The 22,570-nt window shown below is 72.6% G+C and carries 21 protein-coding genes; 10 read left to right on the top strand and 11 right to left on the bottom strand.

The window, feature by feature from the left end; genetic code table 11:
• Nucleotides 1-21 precede the first annotated feature (21 nt).
• The 5 genes from NAG42_RS34830 (at nucleotide 22) to NAG42_RS34810 (ending at nucleotide 3,619) form a co-directional block, all read left to right on the top strand.
• Entirely contained in the window at nucleotides 22-492 is a 471-nt protein-coding gene (locus NAG42_RS34830) for an MSMEG_6728 family protein (protein WP_250036287.1), read from the top strand.
• A 14-nt stretch (nucleotides 493-506) separates the two neighbouring features.
• Nucleotides 507-1,517 carry an alpha/beta fold hydrolase gene (locus NAG42_RS34825; protein WP_250036286.1) on the top strand — a complete coding sequence of 337 codons (1,011 nt, stop codon included), beginning with the start codon at nucleotides 507-509 and terminating at the stop codon, nucleotides 1,515-1,517.
• Between the two features lie 43 nt (nucleotides 1,518-1,560).
• Complete coding sequence (locus NAG42_RS34820; RefSeq protein ID WP_250036285.1) at nucleotides 1,561-2,205, top strand: class I SAM-dependent methyltransferase; 645 nt, start codon at nucleotides 1,561-1,563, stop codon at nucleotides 2,203-2,205.
• Nucleotides 2,206-2,318: 113 nt separating this feature from the next.
• Entirely contained in the window at nucleotides 2,319-2,906 is a 588-nt protein-coding gene (locus tag NAG42_RS34815; RefSeq protein ID WP_250036284.1) for a dihydrofolate reductase family protein, read from the top strand.
• A 5-nt stretch (nucleotides 2,907-2,911) separates the two neighbouring features.
• On the top strand, nucleotides 2,912-3,619 hold the full coding sequence (locus tag NAG42_RS34810; RefSeq protein WP_250036317.1) for a helix-turn-helix domain-containing protein: 708 nt from the start codon (nucleotides 2,912-2,914) through the stop codon (nucleotides 3,617-3,619).
• Here the strand turns inward: NAG42_RS34810 and NAG42_RS34805 are convergent.
• Complete coding sequence (locus NAG42_RS34805) at nucleotides 3,604-4,176, bottom strand: dihydrofolate reductase family protein (RefSeq protein ID WP_250036283.1); 573 nt, start codon at nucleotides 4,174-4,176, stop codon at nucleotides 3,604-3,606. The genes NAG42_RS34810 and NAG42_RS34805 overlap by 16 nt on opposite strands.
• A 91-nt stretch (nucleotides 4,177-4,267) precedes the next feature.
• Here NAG42_RS34805 and NAG42_RS34800 point away from each other — a divergent pair, with 91 nt between their 5' ends.
• Nucleotides 4,268-7,264 (top strand): AfsR/SARP family transcriptional regulator, encoded by a 2,997-nt coding sequence (locus tag NAG42_RS34800; RefSeq protein ID WP_250036282.1) that lies wholly within the window; start codon nucleotides 4,268-4,270, stop codon nucleotides 7,262-7,264.
• Here NAG42_RS34800 and NAG42_RS34795 read toward each other — a convergent pair.
• From NAG42_RS34795 to NAG42_RS34770, 6 genes are read right to left on the bottom strand one after another with little or no spacing between them, the layout of a single operon-like run.
• Nucleotides 7,261-9,375, bottom strand: coding sequence for an esterase-like activity of phytase family protein (locus NAG42_RS34795; RefSeq protein ID WP_250036281.1), 2,115 nt, complete (start codon nucleotides 9,373-9,375; stop codon nucleotides 7,261-7,263). The genes NAG42_RS34800 and NAG42_RS34795 overlap by 4 nt on opposite strands.
• A 9-nt stretch (nucleotides 9,376-9,384) precedes the next feature.
• Nucleotides 9,385-10,536 (bottom strand): glycosyltransferase 87 family protein, encoded by a 1,152-nt coding sequence (locus NAG42_RS34790; protein ID WP_250036280.1) that lies wholly within the window; start codon nucleotides 10,534-10,536, stop codon nucleotides 9,385-9,387.
• Nucleotides 10,460-11,926, bottom strand: a complete 1,467-nt coding sequence (gene mptB, locus NAG42_RS34785; protein WP_250036279.1) for a polyprenol phosphomannose-dependent alpha 1,6 mannosyltransferase MptB — start codon at nucleotides 11,924-11,926, stop codon at nucleotides 10,460-10,462. The genes NAG42_RS34790 and mptB (NAG42_RS34785) overlap by 77 nt, the downstream gene beginning before the upstream one ends.
• Nucleotides 11,923-13,506, bottom strand: coding sequence for a polyprenol phosphomannose-dependent alpha 1,6 mannosyltransferase MptB (mptB, locus tag NAG42_RS34780; protein ID WP_250036278.1), 1,584 nt, complete (start codon nucleotides 13,504-13,506; stop codon nucleotides 11,923-11,925). Before mptB (NAG42_RS34780) ends, mptB (NAG42_RS34785) begins: the two co-directional genes overlap by 4 nt.
• Nucleotides 13,507-13,511: 5 nt before the next feature.
• Complete coding sequence (locus NAG42_RS34775; protein WP_250036277.1) at nucleotides 13,512-14,921, bottom strand: hypothetical protein; 1,410 nt, start codon at nucleotides 14,919-14,921, stop codon at nucleotides 13,512-13,514.
• 16 nt (nucleotides 14,922-14,937) lie between these two features.
• Nucleotides 14,938-15,153, bottom strand: coding sequence for a hypothetical protein (locus NAG42_RS34770; protein ID WP_250036276.1), 216 nt, complete (start codon nucleotides 15,151-15,153; stop codon nucleotides 14,938-14,940).
• Nucleotides 15,154-15,232: 79 nt separating this feature from the next.
• Here NAG42_RS34770 and NAG42_RS34765 point away from each other — a divergent pair, with 79 nt between their 5' ends.
• Nucleotides 15,233-16,276, top strand: coding sequence for a Glu/Leu/Phe/Val dehydrogenase dimerization domain-containing protein (locus NAG42_RS34765; RefSeq protein WP_250036275.1), 1,044 nt, complete (start codon nucleotides 15,233-15,235; stop codon nucleotides 16,274-16,276).
• Here NAG42_RS34765 and NAG42_RS34760 read toward each other — a convergent pair.
• A complete protein-coding gene (locus NAG42_RS34760) occupies nucleotides 16,248-16,616 on the bottom strand; it encodes a hypothetical protein (protein ID WP_250036274.1) in 369 nt (122 codons plus the stop codon). The genes NAG42_RS34765 and NAG42_RS34760 overlap by 29 nt on opposite strands.
• A gap of 499 nt (nucleotides 16,617-17,115) precedes the next feature.
• Between NAG42_RS34760 and NAG42_RS34755 the strand changes: the two genes are divergently transcribed.
• The 3 genes from NAG42_RS34755 to NAG42_RS34745 are packed head-to-tail and all read left to right on the top strand — an operon-like array spanning nucleotide 17,116 to nucleotide 18,528.
• Nucleotides 17,116-17,349 (top strand): hypothetical protein, encoded by a 234-nt coding sequence (locus tag NAG42_RS34755; RefSeq protein WP_250036273.1) that lies wholly within the window; start codon nucleotides 17,116-17,118, stop codon nucleotides 17,347-17,349.
• 31 nt (nucleotides 17,350-17,380) lie between these two features.
• Nucleotides 17,381-18,265, top strand: a complete 885-nt coding sequence (locus NAG42_RS34750) for a helix-turn-helix domain-containing protein (protein ID WP_250036272.1) — start codon at nucleotides 17,381-17,383, stop codon at nucleotides 18,263-18,265.
• Between the two features lie 41 nt (nucleotides 18,266-18,306).
• The gene (locus NAG42_RS34745) at nucleotides 18,307-18,528 is read left to right on the top strand and encodes a hypothetical protein (protein ID WP_250036271.1); all 222 of its coding nucleotides are present in this window, start codon (nucleotides 18,307-18,309) and stop codon (nucleotides 18,526-18,528) included.
• A 10-nt stretch (nucleotides 18,529-18,538) separates the two neighbouring features.
• On the opposite strand, the gene NAG42_RS34740 is transcribed toward NAG42_RS34745, so the two are convergent.
• The 3 genes from NAG42_RS34740 to NAG42_RS34730 are packed head-to-tail and all read right to left on the bottom strand — an operon-like array spanning nucleotide 18,539 to nucleotide 22,565.
• Complete coding sequence (locus NAG42_RS34740) at nucleotides 18,539-18,736, bottom strand: hypothetical protein (protein ID WP_250036270.1); 198 nt, start codon at nucleotides 18,734-18,736, stop codon at nucleotides 18,539-18,541.
• Between the two features lie 28 nt (nucleotides 18,737-18,764).
• Nucleotides 18,765-21,776 carry a bifunctional [glutamine synthetase] adenylyltransferase/[glutamine synthetase]-adenylyl-L-tyrosine phosphorylase gene (locus NAG42_RS34735; RefSeq protein WP_250036269.1) on the bottom strand — a complete coding sequence of 1,004 codons (3,012 nt, stop codon included), beginning with the start codon at nucleotides 21,774-21,776 and terminating at the stop codon, nucleotides 18,765-18,767.
• Nucleotides 21,777-21,779: 3 nt separating this feature from the next.
• Nucleotides 21,780-22,565 (bottom strand): type 1 glutamine amidotransferase, encoded by a 786-nt coding sequence (locus tag NAG42_RS34730; protein WP_250036268.1) that lies wholly within the window; start codon nucleotides 22,563-22,565, stop codon nucleotides 21,780-21,782.
• Nucleotides 22,566-22,570 lie beyond the last annotated feature (5 nt).

Genomic DNA, 22,570 nt, shown 5'->3' with positions numbered 1-22,570 from the left:
GGGGACAGTACCGTCGGGGTGGTGCAGACGTTTCTTCCCTACCCGGACTTCCTGGCCTCGGCCAAGGTGCTCGACCAGAAGCGGCTCGGCAAGCAGCGGGTCGAGACGGTGCAGGTGCTGCGGGGGCTGATCACGCCGGGCTACGGGTGGCGGCACCACCCGGCGGTGAAGATGTGGCGCGGTTACGAGGAGGGGCTGATCCGCTACGGCCTCGACGTCGCGGCTGTGTGGACCGCGACCGGCCGGGCCGACACGACCGTGGCGACGTTGCTGGCCGACTGGGGGCGGGGGCCGGAGATCCGTACGCAGGAAGTGCTCGCCCAAGCCGGCGAGCTGCCGCCCTGGCTGGGCGACGAGGACGTGCACCGCAGTCACCAGTCGGCCCTGCTGCGCAAGGATCCCGAGCTCTACCGACCGCTGTTCGGGCCGGAGGTGCCGGACGATCTCCCGTACGTGTGGCCGGTCTCGGACCGGCCGGGTCGCGGCCTCTGAGCGACAATCGCCTGGTGCGGCAGCAGCTCGATCGGGTGGAACTGGCCGACGGCACTGTGGTGGCGTACGCCGTCGCCGGTGCCGGGCGGCCGCTCGTCTACGTCATGGGCTGGCTCACCCACCTGGAGCTGGGGTGGGAGCTGCCGGCCGAGCGGGCGCTCTACGAGGCACTGGCCCAGGGCATCCGGCTCGTGCGCTACGACCGCGCGGGCTGCGGGTTGTCACCGGCCACCGATCGCCCGGCGTCGCTGGCCTTCGAGCTCGAGCAACTCGAAGCGGTGGCGGCGACCGTGGGCGAGCCGTTCGACCTGATGGGCACGTCGATGGGGGCGCCGGTGGCGGTGGCCTGGGCCGCGACCCATCCCGAGACGGTACGGCGGCTGGTGCTCTGCGGCGGCTGGGTGCGCGGCCGCGAGCTGTCGCCACCGGCCGTCCGCGAGAGTGTCCTCGGGCTGATCGAGTCGCACTGGGGCCTGGGCTCCGACGTGCTGACCGACATCTTCGCGCCCGACGCCGGCCGCTCGACGCGGGCCGTGCTCGCCCGTTACCAGCGGGCCTGCTCCAGTGCCGCGACCGCGCGGGCGTTGCTGGCGCTGAGCTACGAGCTCGACGTCGGCGACCGCCTCGGCGACGTGCGGGCGCCGACGCTGGTGGTGCACCGCACCGGCGACCGCGCGGCACCGGTGGCGCAGGCCCGGGCCCTGGCCGACGGCATCGGCGAGGCGAGTCTGGCGCTGCTGCCCGGTCGCTCCCATCTCCCGTACGCGGGTGATCGGGACGAGCTGGTGCGGGTGATCCGTCGCTTCCTCGGCCTGCCGGTCCCGCGCCGACGCGCCGACGCGCTGACGCCCCGGCAGCGCGAGGTGGCCGCCCTGGTGAGCCAGGGGTGCACAAATCGCGAGATCGCGGCCCGTCTGAACATCGACGAGCGCTCGGCCGAGGGCCACGTCGAACGGATCCGGCTGCGTCTCGGGTTCCGATCCCGGGCCCAGATCGCCGCCTGGTTCAGCGCCCAAGTGGGGTAGTTCCACGCCTGACCGGCCCGCCGCACCGGCGAACACTGAGGTCATGTCATCCGCGACCGCCTTCGAGGTGCACCGGGGCCGTGGCCCCTTCAACGCCGCCTTCTTCAGCCTGCTGGGCCCATACATCGAGTGGAACGTGCGCCACCACAAGCGACGCGTGTTCGCCGGACTCCCCGGGACGGTCGTCGAGCTCGGCTCGGGCGTGGGGGCGAACCTCCGTTACCTGCAGCCCGGGTCGACGCTCGTCGCCATCGAACCCAACCACCCCATGCACCACCGCCTGCGCACCGCCGCCGAACGCCGCGGCGTCGACCTGGATCTGCGCGACAGCATCGCCGAGCACACCGGGCTCCCCGACCGGAGCGCCGACACGGTGATCTCGTCGCTGGTGCTCTGCACGGTGACCGACCCGGTCGCGGTCCTGGCCGAGGTCCGCCGCATCCTGCGCCCCGGCGGCACGTTCCGCTTCGTCGAACACGTCGCCGCCCCACCCGGCACCGTCACCCGCTCACTCCAGCGAGCCCTGCGCCGCCCCTGGGCCTGGACCTTCGAGGGCTGCTCGTGCGAACGCGACCTGTCCACATTGCTGCACACCGCCGGCTTCGCCCGCGTCGACCTCGAGCCCTACCGCCTGCACAGCCCATTCATCACGTTCAACACCCAGATAGCCGGCGTAGCCCATCGCTGACCGGTGGAGCCGCTGCGTAGGTCTCCACGCGCGGCATGGGCGATGTTGTCGAAACCGGTGACAGTCCTTCGTATAGGGGGTGACAGGGGAAGCGATTGGTCCGAGGAGGACGTGTGCGTTCGATCAGTTCGACGATGTTTGTCAGTCTCGACGGGGTCGTGCAGGGGCTGGGGCGGCCGGACGAGGACACGCGCGGTGGGTTCACGCACGGGGGCTGGGGGCCGCGGTACAACGACGAGGTCATGGGGCGGGTGCTCGGTGAGGGCATGGCGCAGGCCGGTGACCTGCTCTTCGGGCGACGGACCTGGCAGGACTTCGCGAAGGTGTGGGGGCGCGCCACCGACGGCAACCCGTTCTCCGAGCTTATGAACGGGGCCACCAAGTACGTCGCCTCGCGGACCCTGGACGACGCCGGCGACTGGGAGAACTCGATCCTGCTGCGGGGCGACGCCGTCGAGACGGTGACCGCACTACGGGCTCAACCCGGCGGCGACCTGGCCGTCAACGGCAGCCCGTCCCTGGTCCGCAGCCTGCACGCGGCCGGCCTGATCGACCACTACACGCTGCTCATCCACCCGCTCACCCTCGGCTCGGGGCTGCGGCTGTTCGAGGGGCCGGCCCCGATGGTCGAGCTGGAGCTGACCGATAGCGTCGCCACCACCACGGGTGTCATCATCGCCTCCTACACTCGCCGGAGGTGACGCTGATGCCGCTGCGGTTCTCGAACCGCGGGTCCGACTCGCCCTGGGTCGACACCGTGTGGACCTGTACGAGCGAGCGGGTCACCGAGATGACCTCGGTCGCGGGCGTCAACTGGGGCCTGGTCTTCTGGCGGCTCGACGGCCGGGCGTACGCCGCGGTGACCGGCCCCGGAACGGGCAGCGGGGTGGCTCCGGTGCCCGAGGGTGCCGGCTTCGTCGGCATCGAGTTCGCCGTGGGCACCTCGCTGCGCGTCCTGCCTCCGCCGGCCCTGGTCAACGGTGGGCTGGAGCTTCCGGCGACCACCCACCGGTCGTTCGAGCTGGACGGCACGAGCTGGGAGACGCCCGGCCCGGACGATGCCGAGGCCCTGGTCGCCCGTCTGGTCCGGTCCGGCGCCGTGCTCCGGGATCCACTGGTGACCGAGGTGCACCGCGGCGGCCGGCCCGAGGTCAGCGCCCGCACCGTCGAACGCCGGTTCCGGGCGGCGACCGGGCTGGCCCGGGGCACCGTCCGCCAGATCGAACGCGCCCGCACGGCTGCGACCCTGCTGGCCGCCGGCACCGAGGTCACCGACGTGGTCACCAAGCTCGACTACTTCGACGAACCGCATCTGGCCCGGGCGCTGCGCCGGTTCGTCGGGCGCACCGCCCGCCAGTTGCGCGCGGGCACCGGCGGGGCGATCGCCCTCGACCTGGCTCAGCGGACGTCGTAGATCAGCTTGAGCACGCCGTTCCCGTACGCCTCGGAGTCGCGCAGCGTCAGTCTCCGCTTGTCGTTGTCAGCCCGGCTGAACAGGCTCTTCCCGGCGCCGAGGAGCACCGGGAAGACCAGCAGGTGATAGCGGTCGATCAGGTTGGCCTCGGACAGCCGGCGGGCGAGTTCCGCACTCCCGTGGACAAAAATGGCGCCACCCTCGGTCTTCTTGAGCGCGGCGATGTCGTCGGTGCCGCGCAGGATCGTCGTCTCTCCCCAGCCGTCGACGAGGGCGTCCTCGGACAGGGTCGAGGAGACCACGTATTTCGGGAGGTCGCGATAGGCGGCATGGTCGTCCGACTCCCGCCAGACCGGGGCGAAGGCCTCGTAGCTGGTACGGCCGAACATCAGGGCGGAGGTCTCCGCCAGCTCCTCCTCCTTGATCGCATACACCTCCGGCCGGAACTCGATGTCCTGGAAGACCCAGCCGCCGCTGCGGTGGCCTTCGACAGCCCCACCGGGTGAATCGACAACGCCGTCGAGCGACGAGAATCCGGTATAGACAAGCTCACGCATGCCCCGAGGCTAGACGGCAGCAGGGGAGCCGTCTTGGACGAAAACGACAGCGGGTCGCCTCCACGCGGGTGCGACGGGCAGAATCGGATGAGTGGAAATCGCCGTGCTCGGGCCGTTGGAGCTGCGCGGCCGGGACGGTGAGGTCGTTCCGGTCGCCGGTGCGCGCCTGCGCACCCTGCTCATCCTGCTCGCGCTCGAACCGGGGCGGGTCGTTTCGTCCGACCGGCTGATCGACGGAGTCTGGGGTGATGAGCCCCCGGCCGCCGCCGGCAACGCGCTGCAGGCCCTGGTCTCCCGGCTGCGCCGGGCGGGGCTGGTCATCGAGGCCGCCTCGTACGGATATCGCCTGGTCATCGAGGCCGACCAGGTCGACGCCCACGTCTTCACCCGGCTCGCCGCGAGCGCTCCGGCCGAGGCGCTCGGCCACTGGCGGGGCGATCTCGACTTCCCCGACGTCGCCCGGGCCGAGGCCGCGCGGCTGCACGAGCTCCGGCTCGACGCCCTCAAGCGCAGCCTGGCCGGCTCGGCGGCCGTTCCCGCCCTCGAGGGCCTGGTCACCCAGCATCCGTTGGACGAGCAACTGGCCGCCCTGCTGATGCGGGCCCTGCAGGCCAACGGCAATCCGGGCCGCGCACTGGAGGTCTTCGAGCAGACCCGGCGCCGGCTGGCCGACCAGCTGGGCGCCGACCCGTCGGCCGAGCTGCGGGCCCTGCACCTCGAGTTGCTGCAGACCCGGCGCAGCGGCAACCTGCCGACCGAGCTGAGCAGTTTTGTCGGCCGCGACCAGGACGTCAGCATCGTCCGTCAGCTCCTGGCGAGCCACCGCCTGGTCACCCTGATCGGGCCGGGTGGCAGCGGCAAGACCCGTCTCTCGATCGAGGTCGGCACCGGTCGGCCCGAGGACGTCTGGCGGGTCGAGCTGGCCCCGGTCACCGACCCGGCCGAGGTGCCGCAGGCGATCCTGACCGCGCTCCACCTGCGGGGCCAGGCGGTGCTCGACCGTCCGAAGAGGAGCGAGCTGACCCGGCTGCGCGAGGTGCTGGCGGGCCGCACGATGCTGCTCATCCTCGACAACTGCGAGCATCTGATCACCGCGGCCGCCCAGGTGACCGACGATCTGCTGCGGGCCGCGCCGGGGCTGCGGGTGCTGACCACCAGCCGTGAGCCGCTGGGCATCCCGGGTGAGCAGCTCCATCCGGTCGAGCCGCTGGCTCTCCCGCCGGTGGGTGCGGGCGCGTCGACCGCTTCCGGTTTCCCTTCCGTACGTCTTCTGCTCGATCGCGCCGCGGGCTTCGCGCTGACCGCGGAGAACACCGAGGCCGTCGTCCGGGTCTGCCGCGCGCTCGACGGCATGCCGCTGGCCATCGAGCTGGCCGCCGCCCGTCTGCGCACCCTGCCGGTGGCCGTGCTGGCCGACCGTCTGGCCGACCGGTTCCGCCTGCTCACCGGGGGCAGCCGGACGGCTCTCCCCCGCCACCAGACCCTGCGCGCCGTGGTCGACTGGAGCTGGGAGCTGCTCGGCGAGCCCGAGCGCCGGCTGTGGCGGCGGTTCGCGCTGTTCAAGGGCGGCGCCGAGGTCACCGCGGCCGAGCAGGTCTGCGGCACCGATCTCGACGTGCTGGCCGCCCTGGTCGACAAGTCCCTGCTCAGGCTCGGCGGCGACGGCCGTTACCGGATGCTGGAGACCATCCGCGAGTACGGGCTGGAGCGCCTGGCCGAGGCCGGTGAGTCCGACACCCAGCGACTCGCGCTGGCCCGCTGGCTGCTCGAGCTGACCGGCCGGGCCGATCCGCAGCTGCGCGGCCGCGATCAGCTGGTGTGGCTGCGACGCCTCGGCGCGGAACACGACAATCTGCACGCCTCGGTGCGGGCCGCGATCGAGGCGGGCGACCGGGCGACCGGGGCCGCCTTCGTGGCCCGGCTGGGCTGGTACTGGTGGCTGAGCGGCCACCGGTCGGAGGGCGCCGTCCTGGCCGCCGAGGTGTCGTCGATGACCGGCGAGGTCGACCCGGAGGATCGGGCTCTGACCCACACGTACGCGGCGATCAACGGGCTGGAGGGCGGGCTGCCGATCGACCGGGTGCAGAACGAGTTCCTCCTGGCCCAGCAGCACAGCGCCGGCCTCGAGCCCCGGCATCCGGCGCTGCGGCTGATCCCGCCGCTGGCCGCGATGTTCGAGGATCCGAGCGGGCCGGAGGCCGGGTTCCGCCTGGTCGAGCCGCTGTTCGACGATCCCGAGCCGTGGCTGCGGGCGGTCGCCAAGATGTTCGTGTCGCAGCTGCGGCTCAACTTCGGGCAGAGCGCCGAGGTGGCCGAGGCCGAGATGCGCGACGCCCTGGCCGGCTTCCGCGGGATCGGCGAGCGGTGGGGCATCGGTTTCGCGCTCAGCCTGCTCGGCGATCTGGCCGCGGCCCGGGGCGATTTCGCGACCGCGGTGGGCTGGCAGCGGGAGGCCATCGCCCTGGTCCGTGAGGTGGGCATCCGCGAGGACCTGCCGCAGATGGAGGTGAAGCTGGCCCACCAGCTGTGGATGGGCGGTGATGTGGCCGAGGCGCGCACGGTGCTCAAGCAGGCCCGGGAGGCGGCCGAGGAGGTCGCGCTGCCCGAGGTGCTGGCCTCGGTGGCGTACGGCCACGCCACGTTCGCCCGGATCGAGGGCGACCTGGAGGAGGCCCGCCGCAGCATGGACACGGCCATGGCCCGGATGCGCCACCCGGCGGTGGTCCCGCAGTTCCGCGCGATGGCCCTGCACACCCAGGGCCTGATCAGCGCCGCGGCCGGCGACCTGGCCACGGCGCGCGGGAAGCACATGGAAGCCATCCGGACGGCCGTCGATTCCCGGGACTCGCCGGTGGTCGCGCTGACCCTGGTCGGCGCGGCCGATCTGGTGATGCGCGAGGGCGCCGCCGAGCGGGCCGCCTTCCTGCTGGGCGCGGCCGACGCGGTCCGCGGCTATCGCGACCGCTCGGTGCCCGACGCCGACCGGATCGCGGTCGAAGCCCGCGCCGCCCTGGGCGACGCGGGCTTCGAGCAGGCCTATCACCGGGCCGCCGCGACGACCGTGGCCGGCGCGGCGGAACTGCTCTAGAGCAGACGGCCGAGCCGCAGGAAGACGGTCTCGCCGGTGGCGTCGTCGAGGGCGTCGTTGTCGGTCACGGCGTACGTCTGGCCGTCACCGCCGACCGCGAGGCCCTCGACCTTGTCCTGCACCCAGCCGTGGTCGGCTTTCAGCGCCGGCAGCAGATCCTTGACCAGTTGCTTGCGCACGGTCGGGGTGCCGGTCCAGGTGGCCGGCACGTCGAACCGGTAGATCTTCTTGATCGAGGCCTGCGGGCCGCGCTGGTTGTCGCGCTCGATGACCGCGAAGGTGTTGCCGTCCACCGCGACCAGCTCGGACAGGCCGGTCCAGCCGACCGGGGCGGTGTCGAGCGGGTAGAGCAGCCACGACCAGGTGCCGGTCCCGAGGTCGTACTTCCCGATCCGGACGACGGTGGTGGGGTCGGTCTTGAGCGGGCGCTGCAGGGCGACCCACACGGCGTTGCCACTCTCGGCCACGCCCTCGAAACCGTTGGCGGTGACAGCGGCGGCGATGTCGGCCGGCAGCGTGATCTCCTGCTGCACCGCGCCGCGCGCGTCCAGCCGTACGAGAAGGTTGGGGGTCTGGGCGGAGCCCTCACTGGCGAGCCAGTAGCCACCGCCCTTGCGCGCCACGATGCCCTCGGCGTCGTAACCGATCGGCTGGGCGGCCTTCGTCACGGTCAGCTGCCGCTCGATCGTGGCCGGACGCCCAGTGGTGTCGATCGTCAGGATCCGGGTCGGGGTGTACGCCGAGTCGGTCACCGAGACGAGCTCGGACCGCCGGCCCGGCACCGCGGAGAGCGCCGACAGCGTGCCGAACGGGATCAGGTCGTCCGAGACGATCGACGGGAACTGGCCGTGCCCGAGGCCGTAGATCTGCACCGAGCCACGGATGGTGGAATCCGGGATCTCCTCCTCGCTGGACACCACGAGCAGCCCCCGCGACGGCACCGCGACGACGCCCTCGGGGCCGTTGGTGGTCGGCAGCAGCTGCTGGAACTTCGGCTTCCGCGGGTTGGACACGTCGTACACGGCGGTGAAGTTGCCCCGCTCGGAGTTGACGAAGACGTACGGCGTACGGCCGATCTTGGCGAAGGCCACGTTCTCGGGCTCGATGCCCTTGGCGTCCGACCGCTTGTCCGGGTAGAGGCCGTGCTCGACGGCGATGTGCTCGAGCGAGTTGCCCGCGTCCCAGACGACCCGGCCGTCGCGCGCGAAGATGGTCCAGCCGCGCGAGCCGCCCTCGTAGTCGCCCTCGTTGGCCGTGGCGAAGAAGTCGTCGCTGATCCAGGCGACGCCGTCCGGCTCCCGCTTGGCGGTGATGGTGCCGTCCAGCGTGATGGTGTCGTCGTCCTTGGTGTCCACACCGGACACGGTGACCGCGCCCGCCGGGAAGTGCCGCACCACCTTGCCGGTCTTCAGCGACACGACGGCGAGGTGGTTGTTCTCCTGCAGGGAGACGACCGCCTCGTCGCGCGAGTTGACGCTCACGTACTCCGGCTCGGGGTCGGTCGGCGCGACCGCGGCCAGCCCGGTCAGGTCGACCTTGGACGCCTTCCAGGTCCTGGTGTCGATCACCGACAGGTAGCCCGCCGGGAGCTGCGGGATCGCACCGTCGTCGACGTCCTCGTCGCGCTCGTTCTCGATCGCCACCGCGATGTAGCGGCCGCTCGGCGCCACGGCCACCGAGTCGGGCTGACCGCCGAGGTCGATCTGGCGCACGACCTTACGGCTGCGGTCGTCGATCACGACCAGCTTGCCCGACGGGTCGGCGAAGCTCTTGCGGGTGTTGACGCCGGCCAGTAGAAGGTGGCCGAGGTGGGCGACCGAGGTGGGCTCGCCGTCGAGGGCGAGGGTGCCGCCCGGCTTCGGCGTGCCCGGGTCGGTGATGTCGACGAAGCCGAGGCGCCGGCCGGGGCTGTCGGTGTAGACGACCGTGCGGCCGTCCTCGGTGACCGTGGAGATCTCGGCGGCGGCCGGGTCACCGATCGACGCGTTCAGATACGCCGGGAAGGTGGCGAGCCGGCGGAACTCGTCACGGTGCGAGGGGTGGGCCGACGCGGGCGCCGCGATCAGGGTCGCGGCCAGGCCGGTCAAGGCGAGTGCCGAGCGTTTACGCATGCGCTCTGACTACGTGAGGATCTTGTCCTCCGGATGGACCTCCGCTGAACGACGGGTGCCGATGGGTGTCCAGATCAGCAGGGCCAGGCTGAACCAGACATAGAGATTGGCGCCGATCAGCTCGAGCGGTGGCCGCGGGGGCTTCTCCCAGGCCCAGGTGAGCCGGCTCGTCATGACCAGGTAGGCGGCGGCGCCGAGGATCCTGGGCCGGCGTGTTCCCGCGTCGAGGCAGACGATGACGGCCGGAAGCAGCCAGACACAGTGGTGGATCCAGGTGACCGGGCTGACCAGGCATCCGACGACGCCGGTGAGGGCCAGACCACCCACGATGTCGCCGGGGGCCTGAGCCACCCGCCAGGCCCAGAGACCCAGCGTCAGCAGCACGCAGACGATCCAGACCGTCGCCTCGGCCTCCGGAAGGGGCAGGCGGGCGAGTAGACCGCGTTCGGACTGGTTGGCCAGGATCGAGAGCACCCCGACCCGGTTGGTGTCCCACAACGCCGATGTCCAGAACTCGCGGGACTCGTCGGGGAAGACGGCGGCGGCGAGCAGGGTGGCGCCGGCCGCCGTGCCGGACGCGGTGGCGGCGGCCCGCCAGCGCCGGGTCACCAGCAGATAGACGATGAAGATGCCCGGGGTGAGCTTGATCGCGGTGGCCAGGCCGATGCCGACGCCCGCCCATCGCCGGCCTTTGGACAAGCCGAACAGCAGATCCGCGGCCACGAGGGCGAGCAGCAGCGTGTTGACCTGACCGTACGAGATGGTCTCGCGGACCGGCTCGAACGAGATGGCCAGGCACACCGCCAGCGCGTACGCGAACCAGACCGTCCACCCCGGCCGCCGGATCAGCGGACCGGCCAGCCACCACACGAGCGCCGCGGTGGTGAGCACCGAGGCGATGATCGTGAGGACCACGACCGCCCCGAAGGGCAGGATCGCCATCGGGGCCATGACCAGCCCGGCGAAGGGCGGATAGGTGAAGCCGTACGGGGTTCCGGGGCGCAGCCAGTCGTAGACCAGGCCGCCGTCCCCACGGAACCAGTACTGGATGGCACCGTAGTAGACCGTCGAGTCGAAGAACTGGTTACGTGTCTGGGCGAGAAAGACGACCAGCACGGTGATCATCGCCGCCGCGGCGACCAGACCGACTTTGAGCTTCATGAAGTGTTTTCCCCGCGAGGTAGAGAAGTCCGGCCACCAGCAGCACGGTCAGCGTCACGGCCCCCGGGGTCCGGGTGTAGAGCGCCCAGTTGTATCCGGCCGGCGTGGTCAGGGTGGCCGCGAAGGCGCACAGGCCGAGCAACCACCGGCCGAGCCGGGTGCCGCCGGGCACCGCCGCGGCCAGCACGGCCAGCGGCCAGGTGGCATACCAAGGGTGGAAGACCGGCGCGCACAGCACGGTCGCGGCCAGGGCCAGCCCGGCTCCGAGCAGGGCGTCGCCGCGCCGGGCCCGCCACCACAGCGCGATCAGCAGGACCACGAGCACGGCCACGCCCACCGCCCGGGTGGCGCCGATGGCCGCGACGTCACCGCCGAACCACCGGCCGGCCGTCTCGACGGTGATCCCGACCGCGGTCGACGGCGACGTCCAGGCCACCGTGTCGCCGCTGCGCACCAGGCCGTTGATCCACCCGATCCCCCGCCCGGAGAGCACCGAGAGCACGCCGGCCGCGGCGATCAGGCCGCCACCGAGCAGCGCGGCGGGCCGCACCAGGGCCCGCAGAGGCGTCCCCGGGGCCACGGCGGCGAGCACGGCGAACGGTGCCACCACGACGGCCGTGGCCTTGACCGACACGGCCAGTCCGAGCAGCACCCCGGCCAGCAGCAGCGGGATCGGACGATGACCCCGGACGACGGCCAGGCCCGCGACGATCAGACCGATGAGCAAGGCGTCGTTGTGGGCGCCGGAGACCAGATGCACGAGCACCAGCGGGCAGGCGAGCACCACCCACGAAGCCCGGACCGGGTCGACGCCGGACCGGCGGGCCAGCGGGGGTATCCCGGCCGCGACCAGCACCAGCCCGGCCACCGCGATCACCCGCAGGCCGGCGATCACGGCGTCCAGTGACGTCCCGGCGACGAGCACGGCGCCCGCCGAGAGCAGGAGGAAGAGCGGGCCGTAGGGCGCGGGCGAGTCCACCCAGGACGACGCGACCGAGGACAGCCAGGGGCAGCCCGAACCGGCCACCCCGGCCGCGTACGGATCCCCGCCCACCCGCTGCACCCAGCCCTGGCACGCGTACGAGTAGACGTCCGCGCTGCCCAGCGGCAGGAACGGCAGGACCGGAACGAACCACAGCGCCGCCGTCACCCACACCCAGCGCAGCCCGGGCGCGACCCCCCGGCCGAACCACCAGGCGGCGATCAGCAACGCCGTGCCGAGCACCCAGCAGACCGGCAGCGCCACGCCCTTGGCCCCGCTGAGCAGGGTCCCCGGGTTGACGCTGGGCAGCCGCTCCGGGCCCGCCCCGCCCAGGTAGGCGGTCGCCGCGGTGGCCAGGCTGCCGGCGAACCCGGCCCAGCGCACCGAGCCCGGCGTGATCACCGTCATGCCGGCGTCCCGGGCGCCGGCTCAGAGCCCGGCGCGCCAGGCGCCGGCGCCCCGGGTACCGGCTCGGGCGCGCGTCCCGGCACCGGCTCGCGCAGCCAGCGCACCGAGCGCCAGGCGACCCAGCCGACCAGCCCGACGGCCAGGAACGCGAGCGGGATCTGCAGCGGTTTCCAGGCGCCGTCGCCGTTGGGCAGGATCAGGAACATCGAGACGATCACCGCGATCTCGAGCCACCGGGTGGCGACCACGGTGACGGCCAGGACGGCCAGCGGCCACAGCAGATACCAGGGCTGGGTGATCGGGGCCAGGAAGATGACGGCCAGCAGCGCCAGGCCCGCCCCGGCGAGCTGGTCACCGCGCCGGAACCGCCACCAGATCACCACCAGGGCCACCGCCAGCAGGACAAAGGCCACCGTACGCGCGGCCGGCACCGCGTCGACGGTCGCGCCGAAGCCGCGCGCCGCCGCGTTGACGGCGAGACCCACCGCGGTGGCGGGCGAGGTCCAGCTGCGGGACTCCCCCGCCCCGGACAACGCGAACAGCCAGCCGAAACCCAGACCCGAGCCGAGTGACAGGGCGACCAGGGCGGCGACCGCGCCACCGACGACCGCGCCGCCGCGGCGCAGCGCCCGGGTCAGACCGGCCCGGTCGAGCTCCAGCCCCCCGGCGGCCAGCAGCGCCGCGAACGGCAGCACCACCCCCATAGTGATCTTGACGGCGATCGCGGCCCCGATCAGGGCACCCCCACCGGCCAGCAGGGCGACCGAGCTGCGCCGGCTCACGACCGAGGGACGCCGGCTCAAGATCGAGCCGCGCCGGCTCAAGGCCGAGGGACGCCTGCTCACGGCAGACGGGTGCCGGCTCACGACCGGGATGCGCCGGCTCACGACCATGGCCAGCCCGGCAAACAGCAGCGCCAGCGCCAGAGCGTCGTTGTGCCCGCCGCCGATCATGTGCACCGGAACGATCGGGCAGCACACGACCAGCCACAGCGCCCGGTTCTCGGCCACGCCCAGGCGCCGGGCCAGCACCGGCGTGACGACCGCGAGCGCCACTACCGCCAGCACGGCGTAAACACGGAAGACCGCGAGCGCGACCACCTGCGAGCCGAAGACGGCGGCCAGCCCGGCCAACATGATCCACAGCGGCCCGTACGGCGTGGGGGTGTCCCGCCACACGACCGAGACCGATTCCAGCCACGGACAGGGCTGAGCCGATACGCCGGCCACGGACGGGTTGAACCCGGCGTCGAACAGGGCGCCCTGACACGCGTAGGCGTACATGTCGCGGCTGGCCAGCGGCGGGACGGCCACCAGGGGCAGGCTCCACAGGGCGGCGGTGACCCCGATCCAGGTGCGGCTCACGGTCAGCCGCCGGCCGTGCCACCAGGCCAGGCAGAGTGCGGTCAGGCCGGCGATCCAGAGCAGCATGATCAGCACGCCGTCCGGGCCACGCAGGATGCTCATCACCGAGACGCCCCGGCGGATCCAGGACGGCGCCCCGAAGAGCACGGCGTCGGCGGCACAGCACAACGCGCCGAACAGTCCGAGGTATCGCACGACGGCGGGCCGGGACAGCAACGACATCACCTCGCCCGCAGGATCGGGACGCCCTCGACGACGGTGTCGGGGCGGTAGTGGGCGGCCAGGGCGGCCGCCACCGCGCCGGTGGGGTCGACCGCGGCCGGCGGGGTGTCGAGAACGACCAGCGTGGGACGCTGCTCGCTGTTGAGCATCTCGCGCAGCCGCGGCAGCGCGTCCGGGATCTTGTCGATCGGCTTGCCCCACAGGTACGGGTAGGGCGACCGGCGCTGCGCCGCGAAGTAGAGGTACGCCTCGGACTCGAGCACGTAGATCTCGTCGGCCGGCGTCGTGGTCGCCCGGATCACGGCGGCGATCCGGTCGTCCCGGGCGGCCAGCGCGTCGTACGGGATGGTCCGGGCCCGCCCGGCGGGTGACATCGGCACCAGCGCGGCCAGCCAGATCAGCGTCGGCAGCACCACGACGGCGGCCACCGCGAGCCGGCGCCACCGCGTCCGCAGTCCGGTGACCGCGGCCGCCGCCAGGACCACGAGCGGCGGCAGCACCTGGACGAAATAGTGCGGCCAGTACGAGCCACCCAGATTGACCCCGACGAAGCCGGCCGCGAGCCAGGCGGCGAGGAGCCAGCGGGCCGGCCGGTCGAGCACCCGCCAGCCCAGCAGTGACACCAGCAGCGGCACGGTCAGGTCGAGGGCGATGTCCCCGGCCTGCCGGCCGAGGTCGGTCCACCGGGTGCTCGCGTTGGAGCCGTCCGAGCCGATCGCCGACAGTTGATAGCCGACCAACGCGTCCCAGTACGCCGGCCAACCGGTCACCAGGCCGTGCAGGGCCGACGCCAGCAGCGGCACCGCCACCCCGGCCGCGAACACCGCCGCCGCCCGCGGGCGCCGGGCGATGACCAGCAGCGTGGCGCCGACCAGGACGCCCTCGAAGCCGGACTGCTTCATGGTCAGCGCCAGCCCGGCGAACAGACCGGCCGCTGCCAGCCAGCCCACCGGCCGCGACCTGCGCCACCACCACAGCGCCAGCGCGATCGACACCGCCGCCGGGGCCGCGGCCAGCAGCTCACCGTTGAGCGTCATGCCCTCCAGGTGCGGCGCGACCCCCACGACGGCGTAGAGGAAGGCGGCGGTGATGCCAGTCGCCCGGTTAACCAGCAGCCACCCGATCGCGCCCAGCGCCACCGTGATGATCGCCCCGGCCAGCACCATGCCGAGCCGCACGGCCCAGCCGGCGTCGTCGAGGGCCAGCAGAGCCCGATAGGTGAGCAGCAGCCCCTGCGGCCGGTCGAGCCACGTCTGCGAGTACAACAACGCGCCCCGCGACCACTGCTGCGCGACGTAGGCGTAACCGCCCTCGTCGGTGGACAGGCCAGTGGCCAGGAACGGCACCCGGAGCAGCACGGCGAGCACCGCCGCGACCAGGATCGGCCGGGCGGCGGCGGCACGCGTCAAGCGTCCACTCCGTCTGTCATGTCTCCCCACCCGCGCCGGCCTGGCCCGGCCGGCTTCCGTTCAACGATCGGACCGTACGAAGGTACGCCATGCCGCCGGGGCCGCCGCCGGTCGACGCCGGGCCGGGCCATGTGGACGAGGAGGTCGCGCCGACGGCCCGGGCCAGGTCGCGGTTCGGGCTGCCGGGCAGGCGACGGCAACTCCGCACGTTCGCCGAACCAACGTCGTCCACCAAGCCACCTTCGGGTGTCGCGCCCGAACTTCGTTCGGCTGAGCAATCTGAGGACCGGGCGGACGTCTAGCTTCAACCCATGTTCTCGCATGAACGGGTCATCATCCGGCGCGGGCCCGATTCGGGGCTGCCCATCATCGTGGCGGTGCATTCGACTGCCCTGGGACCGGCCCTCGGTGGGTGCCGGCTGAAGGCGTACCCGGGCTGGCGGGACGGCCTGGCGGACGCCCTGCGACTCTCGGCCGCCATGACCGACAAGTGCGCCCTCGCGGGGCTGCCGAACGGCGGCGGCAAGACCGTGATCGCGCTGCCGGCCGGCACGATCCCGGAGCCTGAGCTCAGGACGGCGGCTCTGCACGACGCCGGCACCGTGATCGAGGAGCTGGGCGGCCGCTACGCGACCGGCCCGGACGTCGGCACGGGGCCGGACGACATGGTCACGATCGGCGAGCGTACGCGGCACGTCTTCTGCCGTCCGGTCGCCGCCGGGGGCAGCGGGGACTCCTCGCCGGGCACCGCCGCCGGGACGGTCGCCGCGCTGCGGGCAGTGTGCGCCGACCGCTTCGGGTCGCCTTCACCGGCGGGGCGCTCGTTCGCCGTCCTGGGTCTGGGCCGGGTCGGCGCCCGGGTGGCGCGGCTGCTGGCCGAGGCCGGCGCGCAGCTCATCGTGGCCGACGTCGACCCGGCCCGGCGCACGCTGGCGGACGAACTCGGCGCCACCTGGACGACGCCCGGCGAGGCACTCACCGCGGCGGTCGACGTGCTGGTGCCGGCCGCGCTGGGCGGGGTGCTGACTCCCTCGACCGTGGCCGGGCTGCGCTGCGCGGCGGTCGCCGGCCCGGCCAACAACCAGCTCGACGACCCGGCGACCGCCGACCTGCTGCACCGCCGCGGCATCCGGTGGGCACCGGACTTCGTGGTCAGTGCGGGCGGCGTCATCAGCGCCACCGCCGTCGAACTCCAGCACGAGACGCCGGACCAGGTCGCGGCCCGGCTCGACGGCATCGCCGGCACGCTGACCGGCCTGTTCGCGGCGGCGGACCGCGACGGGATCACGCCCGCGGCCGCCGCCACGGCCGAGGCCCGCCGCCGGCTCAGTCGCCGGAACGGGCCGGCGGACTGACCGGCTCGGCGCGATCGTAGGGAGCGTTCAGGGGCGCGTCCCCCGGCAGGTTCGCGAAGTGGGCGTTGAGGTGCGCGTACGGATTACGCAGCGGATCCTGAGCCGTTTGGGCGTGCTCGATCTCCTGCCGCCGCAGGGTCACCGCGAGCTTGAGCGCCGACCACATCCGCAGCCGGCGGGACGAGTCGAGGGCGGCCAGCACGCGGGCGAGCCCGTCCCGCTCCGCGGCGGGGACACAGGTCAGAACGATGACGAGCGGGATGACGGCCGCGAGGATCTCGCTGAGGACGATCAGCACCACGACGAGTGCGACGACCCCGGCCAGCACAGATGTGATCATCGAGGTTCTCCGGTCCGGGAGATGAGGGCGGGGTCCGCCCGGCGCGCGACCGGACGGCTCGGATGTGATGACCACTCAGCGGACGGTCCGGACAGCGGACGCGGATGCCTGACGCGCGGGCCGATCAGTAGGGGTGGCGGGACGAGAGCCAGATACCTGACCGGGAGGTCGTTGCCGACCGATGGGAGGGAGCGGAACGAGGGCATGTCATCGACCTCCGACTCAGGCCGTAGGTGCGCCGTCGAGGGCCTGACCCCGTCGTCGGCCGGTGGGACGACCCGACCGGCACCCGGGGTGCCGCCCGTGTTCCCCTCCGTGACCCTCACTCTGAATATCCATGGCTATGCAGCAACGCGCAAGCCGGATGCGGTTACGTGAATACCGTTCCCTCACCTGTTCACGGCGGGAAACTCGGGGTTTTCGTCTATAGCACCGTGTGGTTGCATGAGAACTATGCGCAACGCCTGCATAGACTTTGACATTGCTGTATCGTGCGCGTGTGACAAATCTACCCTTAACGGGCGTTCAGGAGTCGGCACCGCAGCTGACCTTTGTTACCAAGATCTGCGGCGCCGGCAGTTGCCCGACCGTATACCGCACTGACCGTGACACCTACGTGGTGCAGGGATATACCGTGACCGCCGAGGCCACCGGCCTCGACATCCCCGCGGGCGAGCAGCTCGTGGAGATTCCCGCCGCACTTCTGGCTGAGGCGTTGAAGGCGGCAGGCTGACCGAGACCGACAGGGAAAGGGGGTGGTTGGCGTGAGCGAGCCACCCCTCGACCTCCCGGACGCCACCGACGAATCCGTGGGGGCCGCCCTGGCCCGCTGGCGCAAGCAGCGCAAGATGTCGGGGCAGACGCTGGGCAGGCTCGTCGGCCTCAGTCAGGCGACCGTGTCTCGCCTGGAGAACGGCGTCTCCACCCCGGATCCGCAGGACGTCCGCCGCATCGCCGAGGCTCTGGAGCTGCCGGCCGCCGAGATCGACCGTCTGGTCGCCGGCGCCGAGCATCCGAGCGACCAGCTGGTCGACTGGCAGGCCACCGAGCCCGACCTTCCCGCCCGGCAGCAGTTCGTCCGCCAGCTCGAGACACTCGGCCGCGAGGTTCGCACCTTCCAGCCGGCCGTGGTCGTGGGCCTCTTGCAGACGAGTGAATATGCGCGGGCCCTCCTGACTCCGGTCGAGACCGAGCTGGCCGAAGACCAACTGGCCGCGTCGGCCCTGGCGGTGTCGGAGGCCGTGTCGGCGCGGATGCAGCGCAGTCAGGCTCTCTACGACCGGAGCCGGCGGTTCATGTTCGTCATGGCCGAGACGGTGCTGCGCAACCGGGTCTGCGCACCGGTCGACATGATCGGTCAGATCGCCCGGCTGCGTGAGGTCGCCGAATTACCCAACGTCAGCGTGCGTATCGTTCCGGAAGACGCCCAGTGGCCGACAGCGCCCTACCACGGCTTCGAGATCATGGGTGACAAGTCGGTGCTGGTCGATCTCTTCAACACCAGCTTGTTCTCCCGGGGCCGCCGCACGGTTCGTAATTACCGGCGCGTTTTCGATGCCTTCGAGGCCATCGGAGCAGCCGAGATCGAGCCCATCCTGGATCGCCACCAGAAGCGCTACATCCGGATGCTGCCGGGCACCGCCGCCTGACTGGTTGTGACGGACTTGCTCCCGTCCGTACCTTGGATGGCATGACGACCTCAAAACATGCCGTCACCAGAACCCTCGCCAGCCTGTGCGGTGTGGGCTCCTGCCCGACCGTCTACGGCACCGACAACGACACCGTGGTCGTGCAGGGTTACGAGACGACCGGCGAGAAGGCCGGTGTCGAGGTGCCCGACGGCGAGCGCCTCGTCGAGATTCCCGTCGAGGTCTTGCTCGCCGCCGCCGACAAGATCCGCAGCCAGGCCTGAGACAGAGTCGTCACCAGGCGAAACGGCGCTTCTTCTTCTGCTGGCCGCGGAGGCCGCCGAGGAAGTCGGCGCCCTGCCGGAGCGCGCGGGAGCCGCGGCTCGGGCCACTCTTGGCCTCCAGCCTCTCGCTCAGCTTGCGGGCGCCCGCCGCCGCGAGCGGGACGGCGACAGCCATGATCACGAAGCGCTTCATCACGTTGAACAGCATGAAAGGGTAATACCCACCCAGCCGCTTCTTAAGACTCGAGGACCCGCTCCATCGCGGCTCGGGAGCGGCGGGTCAGTCGCAGATAACGGTCGACGAACTCCCCCGGGTCACCACCGCCGAGCAGCTGCACCGTGCCCGCCAGCTCGACGCCGTGCCGGGGCAACTGGTCGGTGGGCCGGCCGCGGACCAGCGTCAGCGCGTTGCGCACCTGGGCGGCCAGGGTCCAGCCGGCGGTCATGGCGGCGGCGTCCACCTTGTCGATCAGCTTGGCCTCGCGGGCCGCGTCGAGGGCTTCCAGCGTGCGGGTGCGGCGCAGACCGGATACGGCGTACGCGTGCCGCAGCTGGAGCAGCTGGACCGCCCACTCCACGTCGGAGAGCCCGCCTCGGCCCAGCTTGGTGTGCGTCTGCGGGTCGGCGTTGCGCGGAAGGCGCTCGACCTCGACCCGGGCCTTGATGCGGCGGATCTCGACGACCTGCTCCCGGGTCAGGCCGCCCTCGGGATAGCGGATCTTGTCGGCCAGCTCCTCGAACCGGGCGCCCAGCTCGGTGTCGCCGCAGACGAACCGGGCCCGCAGCAGTGCCTGGGCCTCCCACACCCGTGACCAGCGGGCGTAATAGGCGTGGTAGGCGGCCAGGCTCCGGACCAGCGGACCCTGCCGGCCCTCGGGGCGCAGGTCGGCGTCGATGCCCAGCTCGGGGTCGGGGGCGGGCGCGGTCAGCGCGCGGCGCAGCTCCTCGGCGATCACGCGGGCGGCCGCGCTCGACTCGTTCTCCGGGGCGCCGGGCGCCGGCTCGTAGACGAAGAGCACGTCGGCGTCCGACGGGTAACTCATCTCGTAACCGCCGAGACGGCCCATGCCGATGATGGCGAAGCGCAGGCCGTCCGGGCCGGGGTGCGCGCGGCGGGCCACGCTGAGGGCGGCGTTCAGCGTGGCGTCGGTGACATCGGAGAGGGCGATGCCGATCGCGTTGACGTCGAGCGGCTGGGCCGGTGCCAGCTCGCCGGCCCGGCTGAGGATGTCGGCGCAGGCCAGCCGGAACAGCTCGCGGCGACGGCGGGCGCGCACGGCGGCGATCGCCTTGGCCGGGTCCCCGGCGTAGCGGTCGGCGGCGGCCACGAACCCGTCGAGCAGCGACTCACGCGGTCGGGGCTGCAGCTCGGCGTCGTCGGCCAGCAAGCGCAGGGCCTCCGGGTCGCGGGTGAGCAGATCGGTCGCGTAGCGGGAGAGGCTGAGCACCCGGGCCAGCCGGCGGGCGACCGGGCCGCCGTCCCGGAGCAGGCGCAGATACCACGGCGTGCTGCCCAGCTTGTCGGAGACGTGGCGGTAGTTGAGCAGGCCGCGGTCGGGCTCGGGGGCGTCGGCGAACTCCTGCAGCAGCATCGGCAGCAGCGTCCGCTGGATCGCCGAGGTGCGGGTGACGCCGCCGGTGAGCGCCTGCAGGTGCCGCAGCGCCCCGGCCGGGTCGGCGAAACCGAGCACCTCGAGGCGGCGGCCGGCCGACTCGGTGGTCATCCGCAGGGCCTCGGCCGGCACCCGGGCCACGGCCTCGAGCAGCGGTTGGTAGAGCAGCTTGATGTGCAGGCGGCGGACCTGCGCGGCGTGGCCCACCCAGTCGGAACGGAACGCCTCGACGGCGTCGCGCCCGGGCATGGCCGTGTAGCCAAGGGCGGCGGCCAGCCAGCGCAAGGCGGCCGGATCGTCGGGCACGGTGTGCGTACGCCGCAATTGCTGAAGCTGAAGGCGGTGCTCGACGCCACGCAGGAAGCGGTAGCCGCGCAGCAACGTCTCCCCGTCGTCGCGGCCCACGTAGCCCCCCGCGACAAGCGCGCGCAGCGCCGGGATCGTGCCCGGCTCCCGCAGCGTCTCGTCGATCCGGCCGTGCACGAGCTGGAGCAGCTGGACGGCGAACTCGATGTCCCGCAGCCCGCCCGGCCCCCGCTTGATCTCGCGGTCGACCAGCCCGGCCGGCGTGTTCTCGATGATCTTGCGACGCATGTCGCGGACGTCGGGGACCGCCTCGGGCCGCTCGGCGGCGTGCCACACCAGCGGGGCCAGGTCGTCGATCCAGCGCCGGCCGAGGTCGAGGTCGCCCGCGGCCGGACGGGCCTTGAGCAGTGCCTGGAACTCCCAGGTGCGGGCCCAGCGGCGGTAGTAGGCCTGATGGCTGGCCAGCGTGCGGACGAGCGGGCCGCGGCTGCCCTCGGGCCGCAGCGCCGCGTCGACCGGCCAGGCCACCATGCCGCAGATCTCGATGAGCCGGGCGGCGACGATGGTGCCCGCGCTCAGGTCGTCGTCGGTGTCGGCGACGAAGATGACGTCGACGTCGGACACGTAGTTGAGCTCATTGCCCCCGCACTTACCCATCGCCACCACGGCCAGGCTCGGCTCGGCGGTGCCCGCGGTCAGACCGGCGACGGCGATGGCGTACGCGGCGGCCAGTGTCTCGTCGGCCAGGCGGGAGAGCGCGGCCATGGTCGGTTCGAGCCCGCGCCCGCCGGTCAGGTCGGCCGCGGCGATGCGCAGCAGCGAGACCCGGTAGGCCCGGCGCAGGGCGGGCACGGTGGGCTCGTCCCCCTCGACCTCGAGATGCCCCTCGGCGTTGGGCGGCAGGCCGGTCTTGCCGGTGGCGAGCACGCTCCAGTCGTCCGGGTTGGCCACCAGGTGATCGCCGAGCGCCGACGAGGCGCCCAGCACCGCGATCAGCCGGCGGCGCAGGCCCGCGTCCTGGGCCAGCGCGCGGAACAGCTGCTCGGTCGCCTCGTTGGTGGTGATCTCACCACCCGGGCCGGTGACCGGACCGCCGTTGCCCCGGGCGGCCGCCCGGGCCGCCGCCTCGACCAGCCGGTGCAGCTGGCGCAGGGCCAGGTTGGGGTCGGCCGCGCGGGACAGCGAGCTGAGCAGCTCGGCGGCGTCGCCGCCGCGCGGGGCCTGCGATTCCGCGTCCCACAAGCGCAAGCCGGTCGGCCCCAGCAGGTCGGCCGCGCGCACCCCGTTGTCGGCGAACCCGTAACGGGCCAGCCGGCTGGGCCGGGTCACAGCTCAGTTCCCCAGCAGCGGAAGGGTGCGACCGGTGATGGCAGCGGGTATGTCGGCGTCGGGCAGGGTACCGAGGGCGAGCGCGGCGAAGCGGGCCGCGAACGGCTGCCACACCTCCTCGACGTCGGGCAGGATCTCGGTCGTCGCATAGACGACGGCCTCGGCGTCGTAGCCCAGCTCGTCGATGGTGGCCCGGTCGCTGACCGCCCACTCCTCGATCATCGCGGCGTCGCACTCGAGGTGGAACTGAACGCCCCAGGCCCGGTCGCCGATGCGGAACGCCTGGTTGGGGTAGCGGCTGGAGGCGGCCAGCAGCACGGCCGGGAGCGGCAGCTCGGTGATCTCGTCGCGGTGCCACTGGATGACGTCGGGCAGCAGCGGAACCCGCTTGAACAGCGGGTCGGTGTCGGCCGCGTCCCGCTTGCCGACCAGGCCCGGGCCGATCTCGGGACCGCTGGTGCTGCGCTCGACCAGACCGCCGTGGGCCGTGGCGAGCAGCTGGCCGCCGAGGCAGACGCCGAGCGTCGGCACCCGATGGCGGACCGCCTTGCGCAGCAGCCCCTCCAGCGCCGGGAACCACGGCGCGCCGGGCCGGCCCTCGGCGTCGGAAAACGCGTTCTGGTCGCCGCCCAGGACGATGAGCGCGAGGTAGCCGTCCAGCGTCTCGGGCAGCTCGTCACCGGCGTGCGGCCGCAGCACAGTGAGCTCGAGCCCCGCCTCGGTGAGCCACTCGCCCAGCCGTCGCAGGTCGTCGGACGGATCGTTCTCGATGACAAGTGCAGTCGCCACGCCCA

The organism is Paractinoplanes maris, assembly GCF_023544465.1.
Taxonomy (GTDB): Bacteria; Actinomycetota; Actinomycetes; order Mycobacteriales; family Micromonosporaceae; genus Actinoplanes; species Actinoplanes maris.
Note: the sequence above shows the minus strand (reverse complement) of the source record. Positions and strands in the feature narration are given on the sequence as shown.